The following is a 16,310-nucleotide window of genomic DNA, read 5'->3' as shown; positions in this document are numbered from 1 at the left end:
TTCAGCTTCACGGCTGACTCATGACGGGTCGACCTGCTTCCCTGCTTCCTGCCGGACCCGGGGCGATCCCGGGTCCGTCTTCCCAAGCCGTGCGAGGTGAACGCGCACACCGTCGACGTCGAGCACCCCCTGGACCTTGAAGGCCCGGGGGAACGCCCTGCGCTTCTCGGCGGCGCGAAGGCAGTCCTGATCGGGATGCAGCCAGGCACCCCGTCCGGGCGACCGCCGGCGGAGGTCCGGGACCACGGTCCCGTCCACTACCACCACGCGCAGCAACTCGGAGGGCGACGTCCGAGCGCGGCACCCTATGCACGTGCGGATTGGACCGCTGACGCGCGTGAAAACCGATCCCCGACGTCGAACCACTGAGAAGTCTATCTCCTGATGCTCAATCAGCCGAACCGGATGTCGCGGCACCGGCCGAAGCCGCCTCCGCGTCGGACCGGATGTCGATCCGCCAGCCGGTCAGACGGGCGGCCAACCGGGCGTTCTGGCCCTCCTTGCCGATGGCGAGGGAGAGCTGGAAGTCCGGTACCACGACCCGGGCCGTCTTGGCGCGCTCGTCGAGCACCCGCACGGACACGACCTTGGCCGGGGACAAGGCATTCCCGACGAACGTGGCCGGGTCGTCGGAGTGGTCGATGATGTCGATCTTCTCACCGGCCAGCTCGCTCATGACGTTGCGCACGCGGGCGCCCATGGGCCCGATGCACGCGCCCTTGGCGTTCACGCCGGACACCGTCGACCGGACCGCGATCTTGGAACGGTGACCCGCCTCACGTGCCACCGCGGGGATCTCCACGGTGCCGTCGGCGATCTCCGGCACCTCCAGCGCGAACAGCCTGCGCACGAGGTTCGGGTGCGTGCGGGACAGGGTGATCTGCGGACCGCGCGCGCTGCGTGACACACCGACCACGTAGCACTTGATGCGCGAGCCGTGCTCGTAGGACTCCCCGGGCACCTGTTCGGCGGGCGGCAGCACGCCCTCGGTGTCGCCGACCTGGACCACGACCATGCCGCGGGCGTTGGCACGGGCGTCACGTTGGACGACGCCGCCGACGATCTCGCCCTCCTTCGCGGAGAACTCGCCGAACGTTCGTTCGTGCTCGGCGTCACGCAGGCGCTGGAGGATGACCTGACGCGCGGTCGTGGCGGCGATGCGACCGAAGCCCTCGGGGGTGTCGTCCCACTCCTCCAGCACGGTGCCGTCCTGGCCGATCTCCTGGGCCAGGACCCGGACCACGCCGGTCTTGCGGTCGATCTCCACCCGCGAGTGCGAATGATGCCCGTCGGTGTGCTTGTACGCGGTGAGCAGCGCGGTCTCGATGGCTTCCAGCACGGTGTCGAAGGGGATGTCCTTGTCCCGTTCGATCGCCCTGAGAGCGGCGATGTCGACGTTCACTCCGACTCCTCCTCCACGTGCTTGCCCTCCAGGAGGGCGAGTTCCTCGACGGGCGGCTGCTTGAACTCGACCTCGACCACGGCGCGCTCGACCGTGCGGAATTCGACGCGGCGCAGCCCACCCTTGACCAGCAGCACGACCCCCGTCTCGTCGACGTCGCCGACCCGGCCGAAGAACTCGACCGCGTCGACGGGCTTGACCTTGACCAGCCGAAGCCGGTTGCGCCGCCAGTGGTGCGGCCTGGTGAGCGGGCGGTCGGCACCCGGCGAGGTCACCTCGAGGGTGTACGGCCCCGCGATCAGGTGCTCGTTGGCGTCGAGCGCGGCGGACACGGCACGGCTGGCCTGGGCGACCTCGTCCAGACCGATGCCGTCGTCGCCGTCGACGACAACCTTGACCAGCCTTCGACGCCCAGCCTGGTTCACGTCGAGCGATTCGAGGTCGAAGCCGATGGCCTCGACCGCTTCCCGCACGACGGGTGTGAGCTGCGCGGCGAGTTCTCCGCGCGGCGGGCTGGACACGTGGCGACTCCTTCACGGCTGTGGAGTGCAGATCGCATGACGGCCCCGACCGACGCTGCACTCGCCGGTCGTGGTCGCCCAGACTATCCCCTCCGGCGGCTGCCGCACGCCTCGCGTCGCTCTGGCAGGATCGGCGGACGTGATCGGAAGAACGGCGCTCACCAGGCGCGGCCTGCTGCTCGCACTGGCCGCGGCTCCCCTGGCGGCAGCGTGCACCACCCCACCACCGCAACCTCCGCCGCCGGACGCGCTGGAACCGCTGCTGCGCGCGGCACGGTCGGACGCCGCGCTCGCTGAGGCGGTCGGCGCGCCCGAGACGGCCGCGGCCCGGACCGAGCACGCGAAGTCGTTGCAGGCCGAGCTGGACCGGGCGATGCCCAGGATCTCCGGTTCGCCCGTCGCGACGACGACGGCCGTGTCGGCGACGCCGCCCGCGAACGCGACCCGCGAGGCGTTGATCACGGCGATCAAGGCGGCGCAGAAGCAGGCGGTGGACCTGCTGCCGGGCGTGCCCACGTACCGGGCGGGGCTCGTCGGGTCGATCGCGGCCGGGTGCGCGAGCCTGCTGGAGGTGTTGTCGTGAGCGTCGAGGCAGTGCAGCGGGCACTGGCCGCCGAACACGCGGCGGTCTGGACGTACGGTCTGGTCAGCGCGTTCATCGACGAGCAGGCGGCGGCTGTCGCCGAGGGCGCGGACGCGCACCGGGCACGGCGGGACGCGACCGAGCGGTGGCTGCGGGACGCGGGGGCGACACCTCAGCCGCCCGCCGTGGCCTACCTGCCGCCGCGGCCCGTGGATGGCGCACCGACGGCCATGGCCGCGCTGGTCTCGGTCGAGACGGACGCGTGCGTGGCGTGGCGTGGCGTGCTGGACCGGACCGAGGACACGACGGTGCGTACAGCGGCGCTGGACGCGTTGACGACGTCGGCCGTGCGGGCCACGCGGTGGCGCCGGCTGGCCGGGATCACCCCCGCGTCCATCGCCCTGCCCGGTACCGCGGCCGGCTAGTCGGTGAGCGAGGCGGCCAGGCCGAGCGCCTCGGTGCTGACCCGCTTCATCTCGGCGTTGTGCGCGGAGGTGTCCGGATTCCGGTCGACGCTGTCCGACTCGACGATCACGACATCGCTGTCCTGCTGCTCGGACGCGTAGCCGCCGGACGCGAGGGTGCGCAGTCCGGGCACCGTGACGGCGCCGTCCTTGACCAGGTCGTTGACGTTGCCGGTGCCGTCCTTGGTGGTGAGGTCGCGCAGCTTGGCCGCGTCGTCGGCCGATGCCATGCGCACCACGGACACCGACGTGTACACGGTCCGGCCGTCCGTCGTGGTGCTGGTGAACAACTGGCGGGTGAGCTGGCGGCAGCGTGTGGCGGTGAGGAACTCCTTGGTCTTGCCGTACGCGTGCGGCGCACAGTCGGAGTCCTTCAACGGCTCGGGCACCTGCGGCGACGGCTGGAACTTGGCGTTCTTGGCCGAGGCCGACTGACCGGGCACCGGCAGCGGCCCCTCGGGCTCGTCGTCGGGCGCGAAGACCACGACCCAGACCAGGCCGGACACGACCGCGATCGCGAGCAGCCCGGCCGCCTTGACCAGCCAACCCTGGCGGGCGGGCGGGGACGGTCGCGGCGGCGCGCCCATCATGGCGTCGAGGCTGCCGACCTCCGAGCGCCACATCGGCGCGGTGTCCGACGCCCGGACAGCCCGTTGGACCGGTGGACTCGGTGGCACCGGAGGTATCCGCTGCGTCACCTCTTCAGGTGATTCGGGAGGTACCGACACGAAGACTCACGGTAACGGACTCGCGTCAGGTCAGCGCTTCGAGCACAAGATCGACGTCCTCGACCGTGTTGTACAGGTGAAACGACAGGCGGACGCGTCCGGCACGCGCGCTCGACGTCACCCCGGCGGCGGCGAGCCGCTCGGCGGACGCGGGGACGGACACGATCGCCGTCCCGCCGGGTCCGAGCCCGAGTCCGGCGCGCAGGCGGTCGGCAAGGCCCACGACATGATCGCGGACGGCCTCCCGGTCGAGGGCCGCGAGCCAGGGCAGGGTGACGGCAGCGCCGGTCTGCGCGAAGGGCGCCGGCGTGATGTCGAACCGTCGCGCCGAGGACGCGAGTCCGACCGGCAGCCCGTACATCGACGCCCGCCGGTCTTCTCCCGCGAACCAGTTCGCGGTGACCGGGACACCGCGGGCGAGCGCAGCCTCGGACATCGCCAGCCACGCCGTGCCCTTGGGCGCGAGCAGGAACTTGTAGCCGACCGCGACCACGTAGTCCGCCCAGGCCGCGGACAACGGCAGCCAGCCCACCGCCTGTGACGCGTCGAGCAGCACGGGCACGCCGCACGTCCGCAGGCCGTCGAGGTCGACCAGCCGACCGTCCGCCGACTGCGCGACGCTCACGGCGACCAGGTCGTGGCCCGGTGCCGCGTCCGCCACGTCGACCAACGGCACTTCGGTGATCCGCAACCCTCGCGCGGCCAGCGGCGCGGTCAACGACGTGAAGTCGCCCTCGGCGACGACGACGGACGCATCGTCGGGCAATCCGGTCGCGATGCCCGCGACAAGTTGCGAAACGGTCGCACCGAGCGCGACACGGTCGTGAGGCACGCCCACGAGCCGGCCGAACGCCGCGCGAGCGTCGTCCGCCTCGGGCACGTGCGCCGCGTCCCGTTCCCCTCCCGCACTCCACCTGCGCACGCGGTCGATCACCGCACGGGTCGCCGCCACCGGCGGGATCCCGCTGCTCGCGGTGTTGAGGTAACCGACGGGGACGTCGAAAGACTCACCGAAAGCCGTACGCATGCCACCCATCGGAGTGGCGTACGGGGCGGTTGTCCATCCGGTTTCAGGCCCCAGACGGTACGTGGTCGCGGTTCTTGCGCCGGGCGTAGACCTGTTTCCGGACACGCGCGACGACCTGGCCGTCCGGTGTCACGACGTCGACCGGAAACCAGAGCAGCGCTTTGTCGCCGTCGCCGGTACGCGCACGGATCTCGTCGACGTGCTCGTCGGTCAGCCGGAACTCGGCCGCGACCGTGCCGCGTCCGGGTCGGAGGAACTCGATCTCGCCCGCGCGGTCCCACACGACGTAGTCGCGACCGAGGTTGTGGAGCACCAGGAGCATCCAAAACGGATCGGTCATCGCGAACAGGGAACCGCCGAAGTGGGTGCCCACGAAGTTGCGGTTCCACGGCCGCAACCGCATCCGCACACGCGCGTACCGGTAGTCGTCGGAGATCTCGACCACGCGGATGCCGCTGAACAGGAACGGCGGCCAGAGGTTCATGCCGCGACGCAGAGTCGACGCCTTCACAGGCACCAGGTTACCCACCGGTAATTTCTAAGCTCGACCCATGCGCAGCGAAGAGGTCGACATCACTACCGGCACCGAGGAGGTCGTGCACGACCTGACCGGTGTGTGCGAGCGGTTCCTGGCCGACGTCGACGGCGACGGCCTGCTGCACGTGTGGGTGCCGCACGCCACCGCCGGGCTCGCGATCCTGGAGACCGGCGCGGGCAGCGACGACGACCTGCTCACCGCCCTGCGCGACCTGCTGCCCGCCGACGGCCGCTGGCGGCACCGACACGGCACCCCGGGCCACGGACGTGACCACGTCCTGCCCGCGCTCGTGCCGCCCTACGCGACGGTGCCCGTGCTCGGCGGTGTGCTCGCGCTGGGCACGTGGCAGTCGATCTGCCTCGTCGACACGAACGTCGACAATCCCGTCCGCCGGGTCCGGTTGAGTTTCCTGCCGGGGTGACCTGCCTGGTCAGCCCCGATCGGGCGACCCGGCGCGGTACCGTCTGCGGCGTGACTCACCCAGGTGACGGGCCGAGCGGCTGGGGCGGACAGCCCGGCCAGGGCGACTGGAATCAGCAGCGGTACGGCCATCCCCAGCAGCCTGCCCCAGGTGGACAGCAGGGGTACGGACAGCCCGGCTACGGCCCGGCCTACGACCAGCCGACCTACGGCTACGACCAGCAGGGCAACCCCGGATATACCCAACCGGGTTACGGCGGACAGCAGGGCTACGGCGGGTACGGCGGCCTCGGCGTGTTCTCCGGCGGCGAGGAGCCGCCCCGGAAGAACCGCACCGGACTGTGGATCACCCTCGGCGTCGTCGTAGTGCTGCTGATCGGCGGCGGCATCACGGCCGTGATCCTCACCAAGGGCGACGACTCGCAGAAAACCGCGGGCCCGGACACGTCGCAGTCCGCGCCCGCCACGACGACCGGCTCGGCGGCCAAGCCGACCACGAGCGCGCCGCCGTCCGGCACCACGGGCACGCCGACGACGTGCAAGGCGGCCAAAGCGGACTGGAACTGCCTGCCCGTCCCCGCGCTCTCCTACAGCTACGACGTGCCCAAAGACTGGTCGCCGAAGAACGGCACGGCCGCCGTCGACGGCATCGACGCCAAGCTCACCGGGCTGACCGTGCACGCGGTGTACGACTGCGGCGGCAACGGCTACAACCGCGGCGGCACCGGCGGCGTGGTCGTGCCGCAGACCGACCTGAACACCGTGGCCAAGGACTTCGCCCAGAAGCTGACCAAGCAGTACTACGCCTCGGCCCCCAACCTCGAGGTGAAGGTGGGCGAGCCCAAGCAGGTCAAGATCCCGTTCAAGAAGGCCGACGGCTCGGCGGGCGAGGTCCAGGGCGTGCAGGTCGACGGTACGGCGATCACCAGCGGCAGCGAGTGCCTGGCCACCAAGGGCATGGTCAAGATCCTGGTGCTGGTCGGCGACAAGGGCTTCCACGTGTTCATGGCCAACGGCGACCTCGAAGGCGGTCCCGCGTCGCCGGCACCGGTGCGCGAGGCCGATCTCCAGGCCATGATCGACTCTGTCAAGCCGCTGGTGCGATGAGCGGGCACACGCTGGTCCTGTGGGACATCGACCTGACGCTGCTCGACGCTCGAGGCCTGGGCCACCAGTGGTATCGCACGGCGTTGCGCGAGGCGGCCGGGCTCGACCTGCGGGTGGTGCCCAGCTTCCCGGGGCGCACCGAACGCGCGATCACGATGGAACTGCTGACCGCGCACGACTTGGAGCCCACCGACGAGCTGATCGAGGCGTTGCACGCGGAACTGGTCGGCGTGGCCGCGCGGGAGTACCACGCGTTGTCCGGACTGGGCCGGGTGCTGCCGGGTGCGCTCGCCGCGTTGGAGGCGTTGTCCGGACGTGACGACGTGGTCCAGTCGCTGGTGACGGGCAACCTGGTGGAGATCGCGCGGTTCAAGATGGAGGCGTTCGGGCTGCACCCGCACGTCGACTTCGAGATCGGCGGCTACGGCCACGTGTCCGAGCACCGGCCCGCGCTGGTGCTGGAGGCGAAGCGACTGGCGGCGGCCAAGCACGGCCGCGAGTTCCGGGCCGTGGTCGTCGGCGACACGCCGCACGACGTGGACGCGGCGTTGCACCACGACGCGATCGCCATCGGCGTGGCCACCGGGCGCAGCACGGTCGACGAACTCCGCGAGGCCGGCGCGCACGTGGTGCTCACCGACCTCGCGGACACGGCGGCGGTGTTGGCCGCCGTGTTGGACCGTTAGCCGCGCACGACGTCGAGCAGGTGCCGGACGGCGTCGTCGACCGGCACCTCGACGCGGTCGCCCGTGCGGCGGTCCTTGACCTCGACCACGCCGTTGGCCAGACCGCGCCCGACCACGAGGATGGTCGGCACGCCGATCAGCTCGGCGTCGGCGAACTTGACCCCGGGGCTGGCCTTGCGGTCGTCGAGCACGACGTCCAGGCCCGCCGCCGACAGCTCGCCCGCGAGCTTCTCGCCGCCGGCGAGCAGCGTCTCGTCCTTGCCCGCCACGACCACGTGCACGTCGAACGGCGCGACGTTGCGCGGCCACACCAGGCCACGGTCGTCGTGGCTCTGCTCGGCGATGGCCGCGACCAGGCGGGACACGCCGATGCCGTACGAGCCCATGGTGATCCGGATCGGCTTGCTGTCCGGGCCGAGGGCATCGAGCGCGAACGCGTCCGCGTACTTGCGACCCAACTGGAAGATGTGGCCGATCTCGATGCCGCGCGCGGCGACGAGCACGCCCTCCCCGTCGGGCGACGGGTCGCCTTCGCGGACCTCGGCGACGTCCACGACACCGTCGGGGGTGAAGTCGCGGCCGACGGTGAGGTCCACGACGTGGTGGTCGGCCTTGTCCGCGCCGGTGACCCACGCCGTGCCACGCACGACGCGCGGGTCGGTCAGGTAGCGCACGCCGTTGGCCTGGAGCGCGCCCGGCCCGATGTAGCCCTTGACCAGGAACGCGTTGCGCGCGAAGTCGGCGTCGTCGAGCAGCGAGACCTCGGCGGGTTCCAGCGCCGCCTCCAGTCGCTTGAGGTCGACCTCGCGGTCGCCGGGCAGGCCGATGGCCAGCAGCGTCCAGTCCTTCTCCCCCGGCGCGCGGGTCTTGACCAGGACGTTCTTCAGCGTGTCGGCGGCGGTGAAGGTGCGCTCGCCCAGGCCGTCGAGGAACTCCACCAGGGAGTCGATGGTCGGTGTCGAGGGCGTGTGCACGACGCGGGCCTCGGGTCGTGCGGCGGGGTCGCTCTCGGCGGGCGCGGGCGTGACGACGGCCTCGACGTTGGCCGCGTAGTCGGACCCGGTGCTGCGGACGAACGTGTCCTCGCCCGTGGGCGCGACGGCGAGGAACTCCTCGGACGCCGAGCCGCCCATGGCGCCGGACGTCGCGGAGACGATCACGTACTCCATGCCGAGCCGGTCGAAGATGGCGACGTACGCCCGCCGGTGCGCGGCGTAGGACTCCGCGAGGCCCTCGTCGGTGAGGTCGAACGAGTACGAGTCCTTCATGAGGAACTCGCGACCGCGCAGGATGCCCGCGCGGGGCCGCGCCTCGTCCCGGTACTTGGTCTGGATCTGGTAGAGCGTGACCGGGTAGTCCTTGTAGGACGCGTACTCGCCCTTCACGGTGAGCGCGAACAGCTCCTCGTGCGTGGGGCCGAGGAGGTAGTCGGCGCCCTTGCGGTCCTTGAGCCGGAAAAGGTTCGGGCCGTACTCGGTCCAGCGGTTGGTCGCCTCGTACGGTTCCTTGGGCAGCAGCGCGGGGAACTGGATCTCCTGTGCGCCGATCGCGTCCATCTCCTCGCGCACGATCCGTTCGATGTTGCGCAGCACGCGCAGACCGAGCGGCAGCCAGGAGTACCCACCCGGTGCGACGCGGCGGACGTAGCCGGCGCGGACCAGCAGCTTGTGGCTGGGGACCTCGGCGTCGGCCGGATCCTCGCGCAGGGTGCGCAGGAACAGCGACGACATCCTCGTGATCACGGTGGGCACTCCTCTGGCGCGGGTTTGGCGAGCAGCGTAGTGAACCGCGTTGTGCCAGTTCCAACGGGTTGTCGCGTTCCGGCGCCGGTCCCGACCCGACCGACTCCACCCGATGGTGTGACGCCCCGAGGACCGAGCGGACCGGAAACTGTCGGACCCCCTGACTAGCGTCCCGCCCATGACACTGCACATCGGCATGGTGACCATCGACACGACGGACCTCCGACCGCTCGTCGACTTCTGGACCAAGGCGCTCGGCACGACCGTCGAGAACGACTGGGGCGAGTTCGTGGTCCTCGCCCCGGCGGTCGAAGGCGGCGTGAGACTGGGCATCCAGCGGGTCCCGGAGGCGGTCGGCGGCAAGAACCGGGTCCACTTCGACTCGCACGTGGCCGACCGCGTGGCCGAGGTGGCGCGGCTGGTGTCCCTGGGCGCGACGGAGGTGGCCGAGCACGCCGTTCCCGGTCTGAAGTGGACGGTGCTCGCCGATCCGGACGGCAACCAGTTCTGCGTCGGGCAGCCGGGGTGATCACGCAGCCCGTCCGTCGGTGACGCCGGGGCCGCCTCTCCCTCCCGATCGACCGCGGATCGGACCACTGCCGGTCGCGCCCGCCGGCCGAACGACCCCGGTGCCCGCGGCCTGATGGCCTGCCTGGTGAAAGGCGATCCCAGCCGGCGTTCGCGGAGTGATCATCCGTCGGCCGGACGGCGGCCCCGACCGGTCCCGACGCGTGCGTCCACCGGCCCGACGGTGACCGCGGTCGCCCGCCGGCGTCCGAGGTGATCATCGGCTCGGTCGTCCCCGACGGTCGCCGTCGTCGTCCGGTCGACGGTGATCGCCCTCGCCGTCGACCGGGTCGCCCGACCGCCCACGGCGGGTGGATCGTCCGAGGGCAGCGTGCACAGCCGACCGCGAGTGGACCTGGCAGGACCACGTACGGAACGGCGGTCCGCCCATCGGATGGGTCTGCTCGGGTCGCTGACCGGTGCGGTCGTCGCCGTCCGCTGGACGCGCGGCGACCGGCGTGGTGGACCCGACCGGACGGGTCGTCCGGTCGGCACGCGGCCGACTCCGCGAGCGGCGCGGTGATTCGGTGCGGGTGGCCCGACCGGGCGGGGCTACCCTTCCGGCTCGTGCTGGTACTGCTGCCCCCGTCGGAGACCAAGTCGATCGGTGGCCGCGGCGTGCCACTGGAGTTGGACGCGCTGTCGTTCCCGGACCTGAATCCCGTACGCGCCAAGCTGGTCGACGCGGTCGTGGAGCTGGCCGCCGATCCCGACACCGCGCGGTCGGTGCTGGGTCTGTCGCAGCGGCAGGCCGACGAGGTGGCGCGCAACGCGGCGCTGCGCACCTCCCCGACGACACCCGCGTTGAGCCGGTACACGGGCGTGCTCTACGACGCGTTGGACTACGCGGGGTTGACGCGGGCGGGCAAGTCCAAGGCGGTGGCCCGACTGGCCGTGGCGTCGGCGTTGTTCGGCGTGGTGCGCGGTGGCGACCCGATTCCGGCGTACCGGTTGTCGGGCGGCAGCGTACTGCCCGCCGTCGGTCCGCTGGGCGCGCTGTGGCGGCCCGTGCTGGAACCGGCGCTGGCCGGCGTGGACGACTTCGTGGTCGACCTGCGCAGCGGTCCGTACTCGGGGCTGGCCCGGATTCCGGGTGCCGTGGTGGTGAAGGTCGTGACCGAGGACGACTCGGGACGACGGCAGGCCGTGAGCCACTTCAACAAGGCGCACAAGGGTTTCCTGGCGCGGGCGTTGGTGGAGTCGCGGGCGGAACCCGACTCGGTGGCCAAGCTGATCCGGGTGGCCGGTGGGGTGGGGATGCGGCTGGAGCGGACCGGTGCGGACGCGGTCGACCTGGTGGTCTCCCAGCCCTAGTTGTTCTGTCCTGTGAGGTTGGGGACGCGGCTGGCAGGTGGTTGGCCTTTGAGTGCGGTGTGGCCGCGGTGGTGATTATAGGTGTGCAGCCACCGCGGCAGCGTCTCGCGGCGTTCGGTCTCAGACCGGTATGCCTGGGCGTAGGCCCATTCGTCGAGCAGGGTGCGGTTGAAGCGTTCGACCTTGCCGTTGGTCTGTGGCCGGTAGGCGCGGGTGCGTTTATGGGTGATGCCCGCGTTGGCGAGGGTGTCGCGCCAGAGCCGTGAGCGGTAGCAGGAGCCGTTGTCGGTCAGCACCCGGCGGACGGTGACGCCGGCTTCCCGGAAGAACGCCTGTGCCCGGGTCCAGAACGCGGCGGCGGTGTCCTTGGTCTCGTCGGGCAGGATCTCGGTGTAGGCCAGCCGGGAGTGGTCGTCCACCGCGTTGTGCAGGTAGGCGTAGCCGAGGTTCGGGCGGCCGTGGACCTTGCGGGGCCTGGTCGGGTCGCGGTGGGCGGAGCTGTTGCGCCCGCCGGCCCGCCGTCCGTGCACCTTGTGGCCGCCGCCGTCGGGGATGTTGCCGAGCTTCTTGATGTCGACGTGGACCAGGTCGCCCGGTGCGGCGTGTTCGTAGCGGCGCACCGGCGTGGCGGTGGCCCGGTCCAGGTGGGCCAGGCGGGCCAGGCCGAAGCGGCGCAGCACCCGGTGCACGGTGGAGGGGTTCAGTCCGAGCAGGTGGGCGATGCGGGCCGGGCCCCACCGACGCGCCAGGCGGACCTTGACGATCCGGCGTTCGCGGCGGGTGGGCAGGCGACGCGGGCTGCGGTGCGGGCGGCTGGAACGGTCGACCAGGCCCGCCTCGCCAAGCTCGCGGTAACGGTCGGCCCAGCGGGCGGCGGTGGTCGGCGAGACCTGGAACCGCTCGGCCGCCCGCCGCAGCGGCCACCCCTCGTCCACGACACACCGGGCCAGGCGCAGCCGTCCCAGCTCGGTCAAGGGTGCGTTAGCGTGGGTCACGAGGGCCTCCGTGGGCTCGGTGTCGACGTCGCAATCCACACCGAACCCGGAGGCCCTCCCTCATTCCAACATCATCCGACTACGTGTCGGACCGTCCACAACCTCTCAGCTTGTCTTTTAACCTGTTCGGCGGGGTTTGGTGCCCTTCTTGTGGTGGGCCGGTCGGGTATGTGCCCGTCCAGTGGCCAGGACGAGTCCGACGTCGAAGCGCGGTGCGGTGGCGCGGTTCTTCGAGCCGGGAGGTCGTCCCGGTCCGGGGCGGACCGGTTTCGGTGCAGCCGCTGGGCGGGCGATCTTCATGTGGAGGTTGCGGAACCCGCGCCGGACGCGGGTCGGGGTGAGCCTGGCGGGTTCGGCGGGTCGTTCCCAGGGGTGGCGCAGGTCGGCGACCAGCGGGCGGGCCAGGCGCAGTTGTGCGTGGACGGCCAGGATCAGCCAGGTCCAGCGGTCGGCGGCCTCGGGATCGCGCAGCCTGGGTCTGGTCCAGCCGAGCGTCTGCTTGAGCAGACGGAAGGTGTGCTCGATGTCGAAGCGCCGCAGGAACGCCCGCCACCAGCGGTCGACCTCGACCGGGCCGGAGTCGGGATCGGAACACCACAGCCAGACCGGTTTGTTCACCCCGCCGGAGGGCAGGCGCTCCACCGTCAGTCGGATCACGGTGCCCTCGACGATCGGCAGCGGTCCACTGTGGTCGATCCAGGCGGCCCGGCGGGTCAGTCGCGGGTGCAGCCGGTTCCAGGCCTGTGCGGTGGCGGTGCCGTAGAGACGGGTGTCGGTGCGGGTCAGCACGTCCTCGGCGCCCCAGGTGGCGGGGTCGCCGAAGACGAACTCGCCGCCGTGCTTGCGAAACCGTCCGCCCAGAGGGTTGTGGACCCGGGGCGGGCCCGGGCGGCGCAGCACCCGGTCCGACCGCATCCGTCCCAGCACCCGCACCGGCAGGTCCTCGAGCAGACGGGCGATGCGGGGCGCGTCGTAACCGGCGTCGAACACCACCAGGATCTCCGGATCACCCCGGCGCCACTGGTCGGCGGCGATGAGCCGTTGGACCACTCCGCGGACCTGGGCGGCGGTCACCGCGGCGAGGTCCGCGCCGGGCGGCAGCCGGACCGCGTCCAGCAGCGCGGTCCACGACGTGCCGCCGGTCTCCAGCGCGGCCACGAACGAGTACGGCCATCCCGGGATCATGCGGTGCTCGCCTCTGCCGCGTCCGTAGACGTGGCAGAACGTGCGGTCCGGGCAGGTCGCGCCGTCCGGCCGCAACCACGGCGAGACGTCGACCGCGAGCACCAGGCGGCCGTCCGCGGCCCGCGGCAACGGCGTCCCGGCCGGCGCGTCGCGTAGCCGGTCGACCTCGATGCGGCCGTTGTTGACCGCGTCGTAGAGGCCACCGTGCCCACGCCGGTGTTCGGGCGCCAACGACAACCCCACCAGGGTCCGCACCGGTCCGTCGGCGCACAGCACGGCGTCGGCCAGCTCGAACAACCCGTCCGCCCGACGGGTCAGACACCGGTGGAACTCCCGCCGGAACCCGGACAACGCCCCGAGCGCCGATCTGGGGTCGAGATGGTGCACACTGATCACGCAGCCCTTTGGTCGATCGTCCTTCTGTCGCAAGAGCGATGATCGACCAAGGGCTGCTTCTGTGATCAACCGGGGTGTCCGTCAACCGCCCGGGACCTCAAAAGACAAGCTCAGGGCAGTACACCTAGTAGAGCGGTTCGTTCGTGTTGCCGGACACCGGCCGGTGCAGGCCGTTGCGGCGGTGGTTGTGCTCGAGCCCGTACACGACGAGCGCGAGGACGGCTAGGGGCACGAGTAGCAAAGCGTTGGTCATGGGCATAACTATGCGACTGTCGGACCGATGCCGCCATTGGCAGAGATGCCGTTGTCCATCAACATCCTGCCAACTACGCTGCGTCGCATGCTGCACAGGGTCGCCGTACCGCTGATCCACGGGTTCGCGCCGTTCGAGTTCGGAGTCGTGGCCGAGGTTTTCGGCGTCGACCGGACGGAGGACGGCGTACCGCCGTTCGACTTCCGGGTGTGCACGGCGACCCCGGAGCCGGTGCGGTCGTCGATCGGCGTCTCGGTGCTGGCCGACCACGACTACAGCGCGTTGCTCAGTGCCGATCTGGTCGCGATGCCCGCGGTACGGGTGCGTGACGAGTATCCCGCCGACCTGCTGGACGCGTTGCGCACCGCGCACCGTCGGGGCGCCACGCTGCTGTCGGTGTGCAGCGGCGCGTACGTGCTCGCATCGGCGGGTCTGCTCGACGGGCGGACGTGCGCGACGCACTGGCGGTACGCGGCCGACCTCGCCGCCCGGTTCCCGAAGGTGCGCGTCGACCCCGATGTGCTGTTCGTCGACGAGGGCGACGTGATCACCGGCGCGGGTACGGCGGCAGGCATCGACGCGTGCCTGCACCTGGTGCGCCGCGAACTCGGGTCGACCGTCACGGCCGCGATCGCCCGGCGGATGGTCGTGGCGCCGCAACGCGACGGCGGCCAGCGCCAGTTCGTCCAAGAACCGATGCCCGTGCGCGCGGACAGCCTCCAGCCTTTGCTCGCCGAACTGATGGGGGAATTGGCCGACGAACACACCGTGTCCACTCTCGCGGGCCGCGCCCGGATGTCCGAACGCACTTTCGCCCGCCGGTTCGCGGCGGAAACCGGTACGAGCCCGCACCGGTGGATCACGGCACAACGCGTACTGAAAGCGAGGAGGCTTCTGGAAGAGTCGAACCTCGCCGTCGAACAGATCGCGCACCACTGTGGTTTCGGCACGGCCGCGCTGCTGCGCCACCACTTCACCGCGCTCGTCGGCGTCGCACCGAAGGACTATCGACGCACGTTCGCACAGCACTGACATTCCCATTCGGGAGTCACGTTCCACTGTCGCCGTCACCACGACGCGAGACTCCTCGCTCGGCGGACGTCACCGTGACCGACGCCCACGTCGTCAACTCTTGCGCGGTACACGACCGCGTCGACGACACGCAGCGGATACGGCGTCCACGTTGTCGACACAGCGGCGGCCAACGTCGGTGTCGCCGACACGGTGACGGTCGATGTTCTCGCCGTCGACACCGCGCCGGCGTCGACGACACCGCATCGACCGACCACCGGCATCGTCGACACCGAGACGATCGAAGGGCACGTCCCGGCATTCGACACGGTCCCGTATCCGACGACGTCGACGCCGGGTGCGACCGAAACCGGTACGGCGACACGACGATGTGTCGCAGGTCGAGCCACGACATGGTGACGTCGACCGGGTACGCGATCGCCCCGCGTCCCCACCCGGACCACGCCGCGGATCCGGTCGCCGCGACAACCGGAGCGGACCAACGGTCCGCTTCCAGGAGAGTGCGGACCGCACCGGTTCACCCGGGATCGGGTCGACACCCCGACGCCCGCCCACAACGAAAGAAAAGGCCATTCCGGAACGGAAGGGGACCTTAATGCGTTGCCGCCGCACGCACGCCGAATGCCCACCGATTTCCGCACTTTACGTATTGCCGGATCGTGACTTGTCACGTCGTGTGACATTCCTGCCAGAATGCCGGAGTGACCCCCGACACACCCGCCGACGTCGTCGCACCCGCACTGGTGCGCGGCTTGGCCGAGGAACTCGAATCCCCGGCCGACGACGCGCCGAAAGCGCTCGAGCAGGCGTGGTCGGGACTGCGCACGGCCCGACTGCTCGGCCTTCGCCTGTCCACAGTGGACCTCATGTGGCGACGTCGACAGGGCAACGCCGAGGCGGTCGAATTCCAACTCGCCCGCGATCTGGGCACGTCGGCCACGTTCGCCCGGGTCGACCTCGCGCTGCCGATGCCCGCGTCGGTCGTGCCGCTGCCCGCCGACGAAGCCGACGCGGCCCTCGTCGCACTGATCAGGTTCAGCGCGGCGGCACGACGACACATGCTCGCCGCCGCCCCGTTGGCCGAGCACTGGCACGACGAACGCGTCCTCCGGCACGACTCGAAGGTGTTCGGCAGCCTCGGCGAGGCGTGGCTGGGCCGTCGCGCGGGGTTCCACCGATAGACCGGTCGCGACACCCTCGATCCGAAGCAGGGGGTAAATCGGTTGCGCGCGTCCGCGCGGTCCTGGGAAGCTGCGTGGGTCGGGAACGAGGCGACGAGACAGGGAGGTGCCCGTGATGACGACAGCTGTCCGGGTCGTGGCACCGACCCGTCCACCCGCCCTCACCGAC

At 71.1% G+C, this 16,310-nt stretch carries 19 protein-coding genes; 9 read left to right on the top strand and 10 right to left on the bottom strand.

Features of this window, described 5'->3' with window-relative positions:
- Nucleotides 1-18 precede the first annotated feature (18 nt).
- The 3 genes from F4559_RS06925 to rimP all read right to left on the bottom strand — a co-directional run bounded on the left by F4559_RS06925 (nucleotide 19) and on the right by rimP (nucleotide 1,923).
- Nucleotides 19-258, bottom strand: coding sequence for a YlxR family protein (locus tag F4559_RS06925; protein ID WP_376774708.1), 240 nt, complete (start codon nucleotides 256-258; stop codon nucleotides 19-21).
- A gap of 130 nt (nucleotides 259-388) precedes the next feature.
- Nucleotides 389-1,402 (bottom strand): transcription termination factor NusA, encoded by a 1,014-nt coding sequence (gene nusA / locus F4559_RS06920; protein WP_184666806.1) that lies wholly within the window; start codon nucleotides 1,400-1,402, stop codon nucleotides 389-391.
- Entirely contained in the window at nucleotides 1,399-1,923 is a 525-nt protein-coding gene (gene rimP / locus F4559_RS06915) for a ribosome maturation factor RimP (RefSeq protein WP_184666804.1), read from the bottom strand. Before rimP ends, nusA begins: the two co-directional genes overlap by 4 nt.
- 139 nt (nucleotides 1,924-2,062) lie before the next feature.
- On the opposite strand from rimP, the gene F4559_RS06910 reads away from it, so the two are divergent.
- Both F4559_RS06910 and F4559_RS06905 read left to right on the top strand, forming a co-directional pair.
- Nucleotides 2,063-2,506 (top strand): hypothetical protein, encoded by a 444-nt coding sequence (locus F4559_RS06910; protein ID WP_312865497.1) that lies wholly within the window; start codon nucleotides 2,063-2,065, stop codon nucleotides 2,504-2,506.
- On the top strand, nucleotides 2,503-2,931 hold the full coding sequence (locus F4559_RS06905) for a ferritin-like domain-containing protein (protein ID WP_312865496.1): 429 nt from the start codon (nucleotides 2,503-2,505) through the stop codon (nucleotides 2,929-2,931). Before F4559_RS06910 ends, F4559_RS06905 begins: the two co-directional genes overlap by 4 nt.
- On the opposite strand, the gene F4559_RS06900 is transcribed toward F4559_RS06905, so the two are convergent.
- From F4559_RS06900 to F4559_RS06890, 3 genes are all read right to left on the bottom strand, one after another.
- On the bottom strand, nucleotides 2,928-3,593 hold the full coding sequence (locus F4559_RS06900; protein WP_184666800.1) for a hypothetical protein: 666 nt from the start codon (nucleotides 3,591-3,593) through the stop codon (nucleotides 2,928-2,930). The genes F4559_RS06905 and F4559_RS06900 overlap by 4 nt on opposite strands.
- 130 nt (nucleotides 3,594-3,723) lie before the next feature.
- Complete coding sequence (locus F4559_RS06895; protein WP_184666797.1) at nucleotides 3,724-4,725, bottom strand: aminotransferase class V-fold PLP-dependent enzyme; 1,002 nt, start codon at nucleotides 4,723-4,725, stop codon at nucleotides 3,724-3,726.
- A gap of 43 nt (nucleotides 4,726-4,768) precedes the next feature.
- A complete protein-coding gene (locus F4559_RS06890; protein ID WP_184666795.1) occupies nucleotides 4,769-5,236 on the bottom strand; it encodes a DUF4442 domain-containing protein in 468 nt (155 codons plus the stop codon).
- Between the two features lie 40 nt (nucleotides 5,237-5,276).
- Here F4559_RS06890 and F4559_RS06885 point away from each other — a divergent pair, with 40 nt between their 5' ends.
- From F4559_RS06885 to F4559_RS06875, 3 genes are read left to right on the top strand one after another with little or no spacing between them, the layout of a single operon-like run.
- A complete protein-coding gene (locus F4559_RS06885) occupies nucleotides 5,277-5,684 on the top strand; it encodes a YjbQ family protein (protein WP_184666793.1) in 408 nt (135 codons plus the stop codon).
- Between the two features lie 50 nt (nucleotides 5,685-5,734).
- Nucleotides 5,735-6,790, top strand: coding sequence for a DUF8017 domain-containing protein (locus F4559_RS06880; RefSeq protein ID WP_184666791.1), 1,056 nt, complete (start codon nucleotides 5,735-5,737; stop codon nucleotides 6,788-6,790).
- Nucleotides 6,787-7,476, top strand: a complete 690-nt coding sequence (locus F4559_RS06875) for an HAD family hydrolase (protein WP_184666789.1) — start codon at nucleotides 6,787-6,789, stop codon at nucleotides 7,474-7,476. The genes F4559_RS06880 and F4559_RS06875 overlap by 4 nt, the downstream gene beginning before the upstream one ends.
- Here F4559_RS06875 and F4559_RS06870 read toward each other — a convergent pair.
- Nucleotides 7,473-9,218 (bottom strand): proline--tRNA ligase, encoded by a 1,746-nt coding sequence (locus F4559_RS06870; protein ID WP_184666787.1) that lies wholly within the window; start codon nucleotides 9,216-9,218, stop codon nucleotides 7,473-7,475. The two genes, F4559_RS06875 and F4559_RS06870, sit on opposite strands and share 4 nt — an antisense overlap.
- A gap of 178 nt (nucleotides 9,219-9,396) precedes the next feature.
- Between F4559_RS06870 and F4559_RS06865 the strand changes: the two genes are divergently transcribed.
- Both F4559_RS06865 and yaaA read left to right on the top strand, forming a co-directional pair.
- Nucleotides 9,397-9,747 carry a VOC family protein gene (locus F4559_RS06865; RefSeq protein WP_184666785.1) on the top strand — a complete coding sequence of 117 codons (351 nt, stop codon included), beginning with the start codon at nucleotides 9,397-9,399 and terminating at the stop codon, nucleotides 9,745-9,747.
- 605 nt (nucleotides 9,748-10,352) lie between these two features.
- Entirely contained in the window at nucleotides 10,353-11,099 is a 747-nt protein-coding gene (yaaA, locus tag F4559_RS06860) for a peroxide stress protein YaaA (protein ID WP_184666783.1), read from the top strand.
- Here yaaA and F4559_RS06855 read toward each other — a convergent pair.
- The 3 genes from F4559_RS06855 to F4559_RS35790 all read right to left on the bottom strand — a co-directional run bounded on the left by F4559_RS06855 (nucleotide 11,096) and on the right by F4559_RS35790 (nucleotide 13,928).
- A complete protein-coding gene (locus tag F4559_RS06855) occupies nucleotides 11,096-12,094 on the bottom strand; it encodes an IS481 family transposase (RefSeq protein WP_184666781.1) in 999 nt (332 codons plus the stop codon). The two genes, yaaA and F4559_RS06855, sit on opposite strands and share 4 nt — an antisense overlap.
- Before the next feature lie 117 nt (nucleotides 12,095-12,211).
- Nucleotides 12,212-13,675 (bottom strand): NF041680 family putative transposase, encoded by a 1,464-nt coding sequence (locus F4559_RS06850; RefSeq protein WP_312865472.1) that lies wholly within the window; start codon nucleotides 13,673-13,675, stop codon nucleotides 12,212-12,214.
- 124 nt (nucleotides 13,676-13,799) lie between these two features.
- On the bottom strand, nucleotides 13,800-13,928 hold the full coding sequence (locus F4559_RS35790) for a hypothetical protein (RefSeq protein ID WP_281386276.1): 129 nt from the start codon (nucleotides 13,926-13,928) through the stop codon (nucleotides 13,800-13,802).
- An 87-nt stretch (nucleotides 13,929-14,015) separates the two neighbouring features.
- Between F4559_RS35790 and F4559_RS06845 the strand changes: the two genes are divergently transcribed.
- Together F4559_RS06845 and F4559_RS06840 are read left to right on the top strand one after the other, a co-directional pair.
- Nucleotides 14,016-14,960 (top strand): helix-turn-helix domain-containing protein, encoded by a 945-nt coding sequence (locus tag F4559_RS06845; protein ID WP_184666779.1) that lies wholly within the window; start codon nucleotides 14,016-14,018, stop codon nucleotides 14,958-14,960.
- Between the two features lie 701 nt (nucleotides 14,961-15,661).
- Nucleotides 15,662-16,141, top strand: coding sequence for a hypothetical protein (locus F4559_RS06840; RefSeq protein ID WP_184666778.1), 480 nt, complete (start codon nucleotides 15,662-15,664; stop codon nucleotides 16,139-16,141).
- Nucleotides 16,142-16,310: the final 169 nt, after the last annotated feature.

It is taken from the genome of Saccharothrix violaceirubra (genome assembly GCF_014203755.1).
Classification (GTDB): domain Bacteria; phylum Actinomycetota; class Actinomycetes; order Mycobacteriales; family Pseudonocardiaceae; genus Actinosynnema; species Actinosynnema violaceirubrum.
This window is presented reverse-complemented; position numbering and strand designations above follow the sequence as displayed.

What these genes read in the sequence shown, in the direction of transcription:
- F4559_RS06875 (WP_184666789.1), top strand. Translation starts at nt 6,787, where the DNA reads ATGAGCGGGCACACGCTGGTCCTGTGGGACATCGACCTGACGCTGCTC.
- F4559_RS35790 (WP_281386276.1), bottom strand. Translation starts at nt 13,928, where the DNA reads ATGACCAACGCTTTGCTACTCGTGCCCCTAGCCGTCCTCGCGCTCGTC.
- F4559_RS06900 (WP_184666800.1), bottom strand. Translation starts at nt 3,593, where the DNA reads ATGTGGCGCTCGGAGGTCGGCAGCCTCGACGCCATGATGGGCGCGCCG.
- F4559_RS06885 (WP_184666793.1), top strand. Translation starts at nt 5,277, where the DNA reads ATGCGCAGCGAAGAGGTCGACATCACTACCGGCACCGAGGAGGTCGTG.
- F4559_RS06845 (WP_184666779.1), top strand. Translation starts at nt 14,016, where the DNA reads ATGCTGCACAGGGTCGCCGTACCGCTGATCCACGGGTTCGCGCCGTTC.
- F4559_RS06865 (WP_184666785.1), top strand. Translation starts at nt 9,397, where the DNA reads ATGACACTGCACATCGGCATGGTGACCATCGACACGACGGACCTCCGA.
- F4559_RS06895 (WP_184666797.1), bottom strand. Translation starts at nt 4,725, where the DNA reads ATGCGTACGGCTTTCGGTGAGTCTTTCGACGTCCCCGTCGGTTACCTC.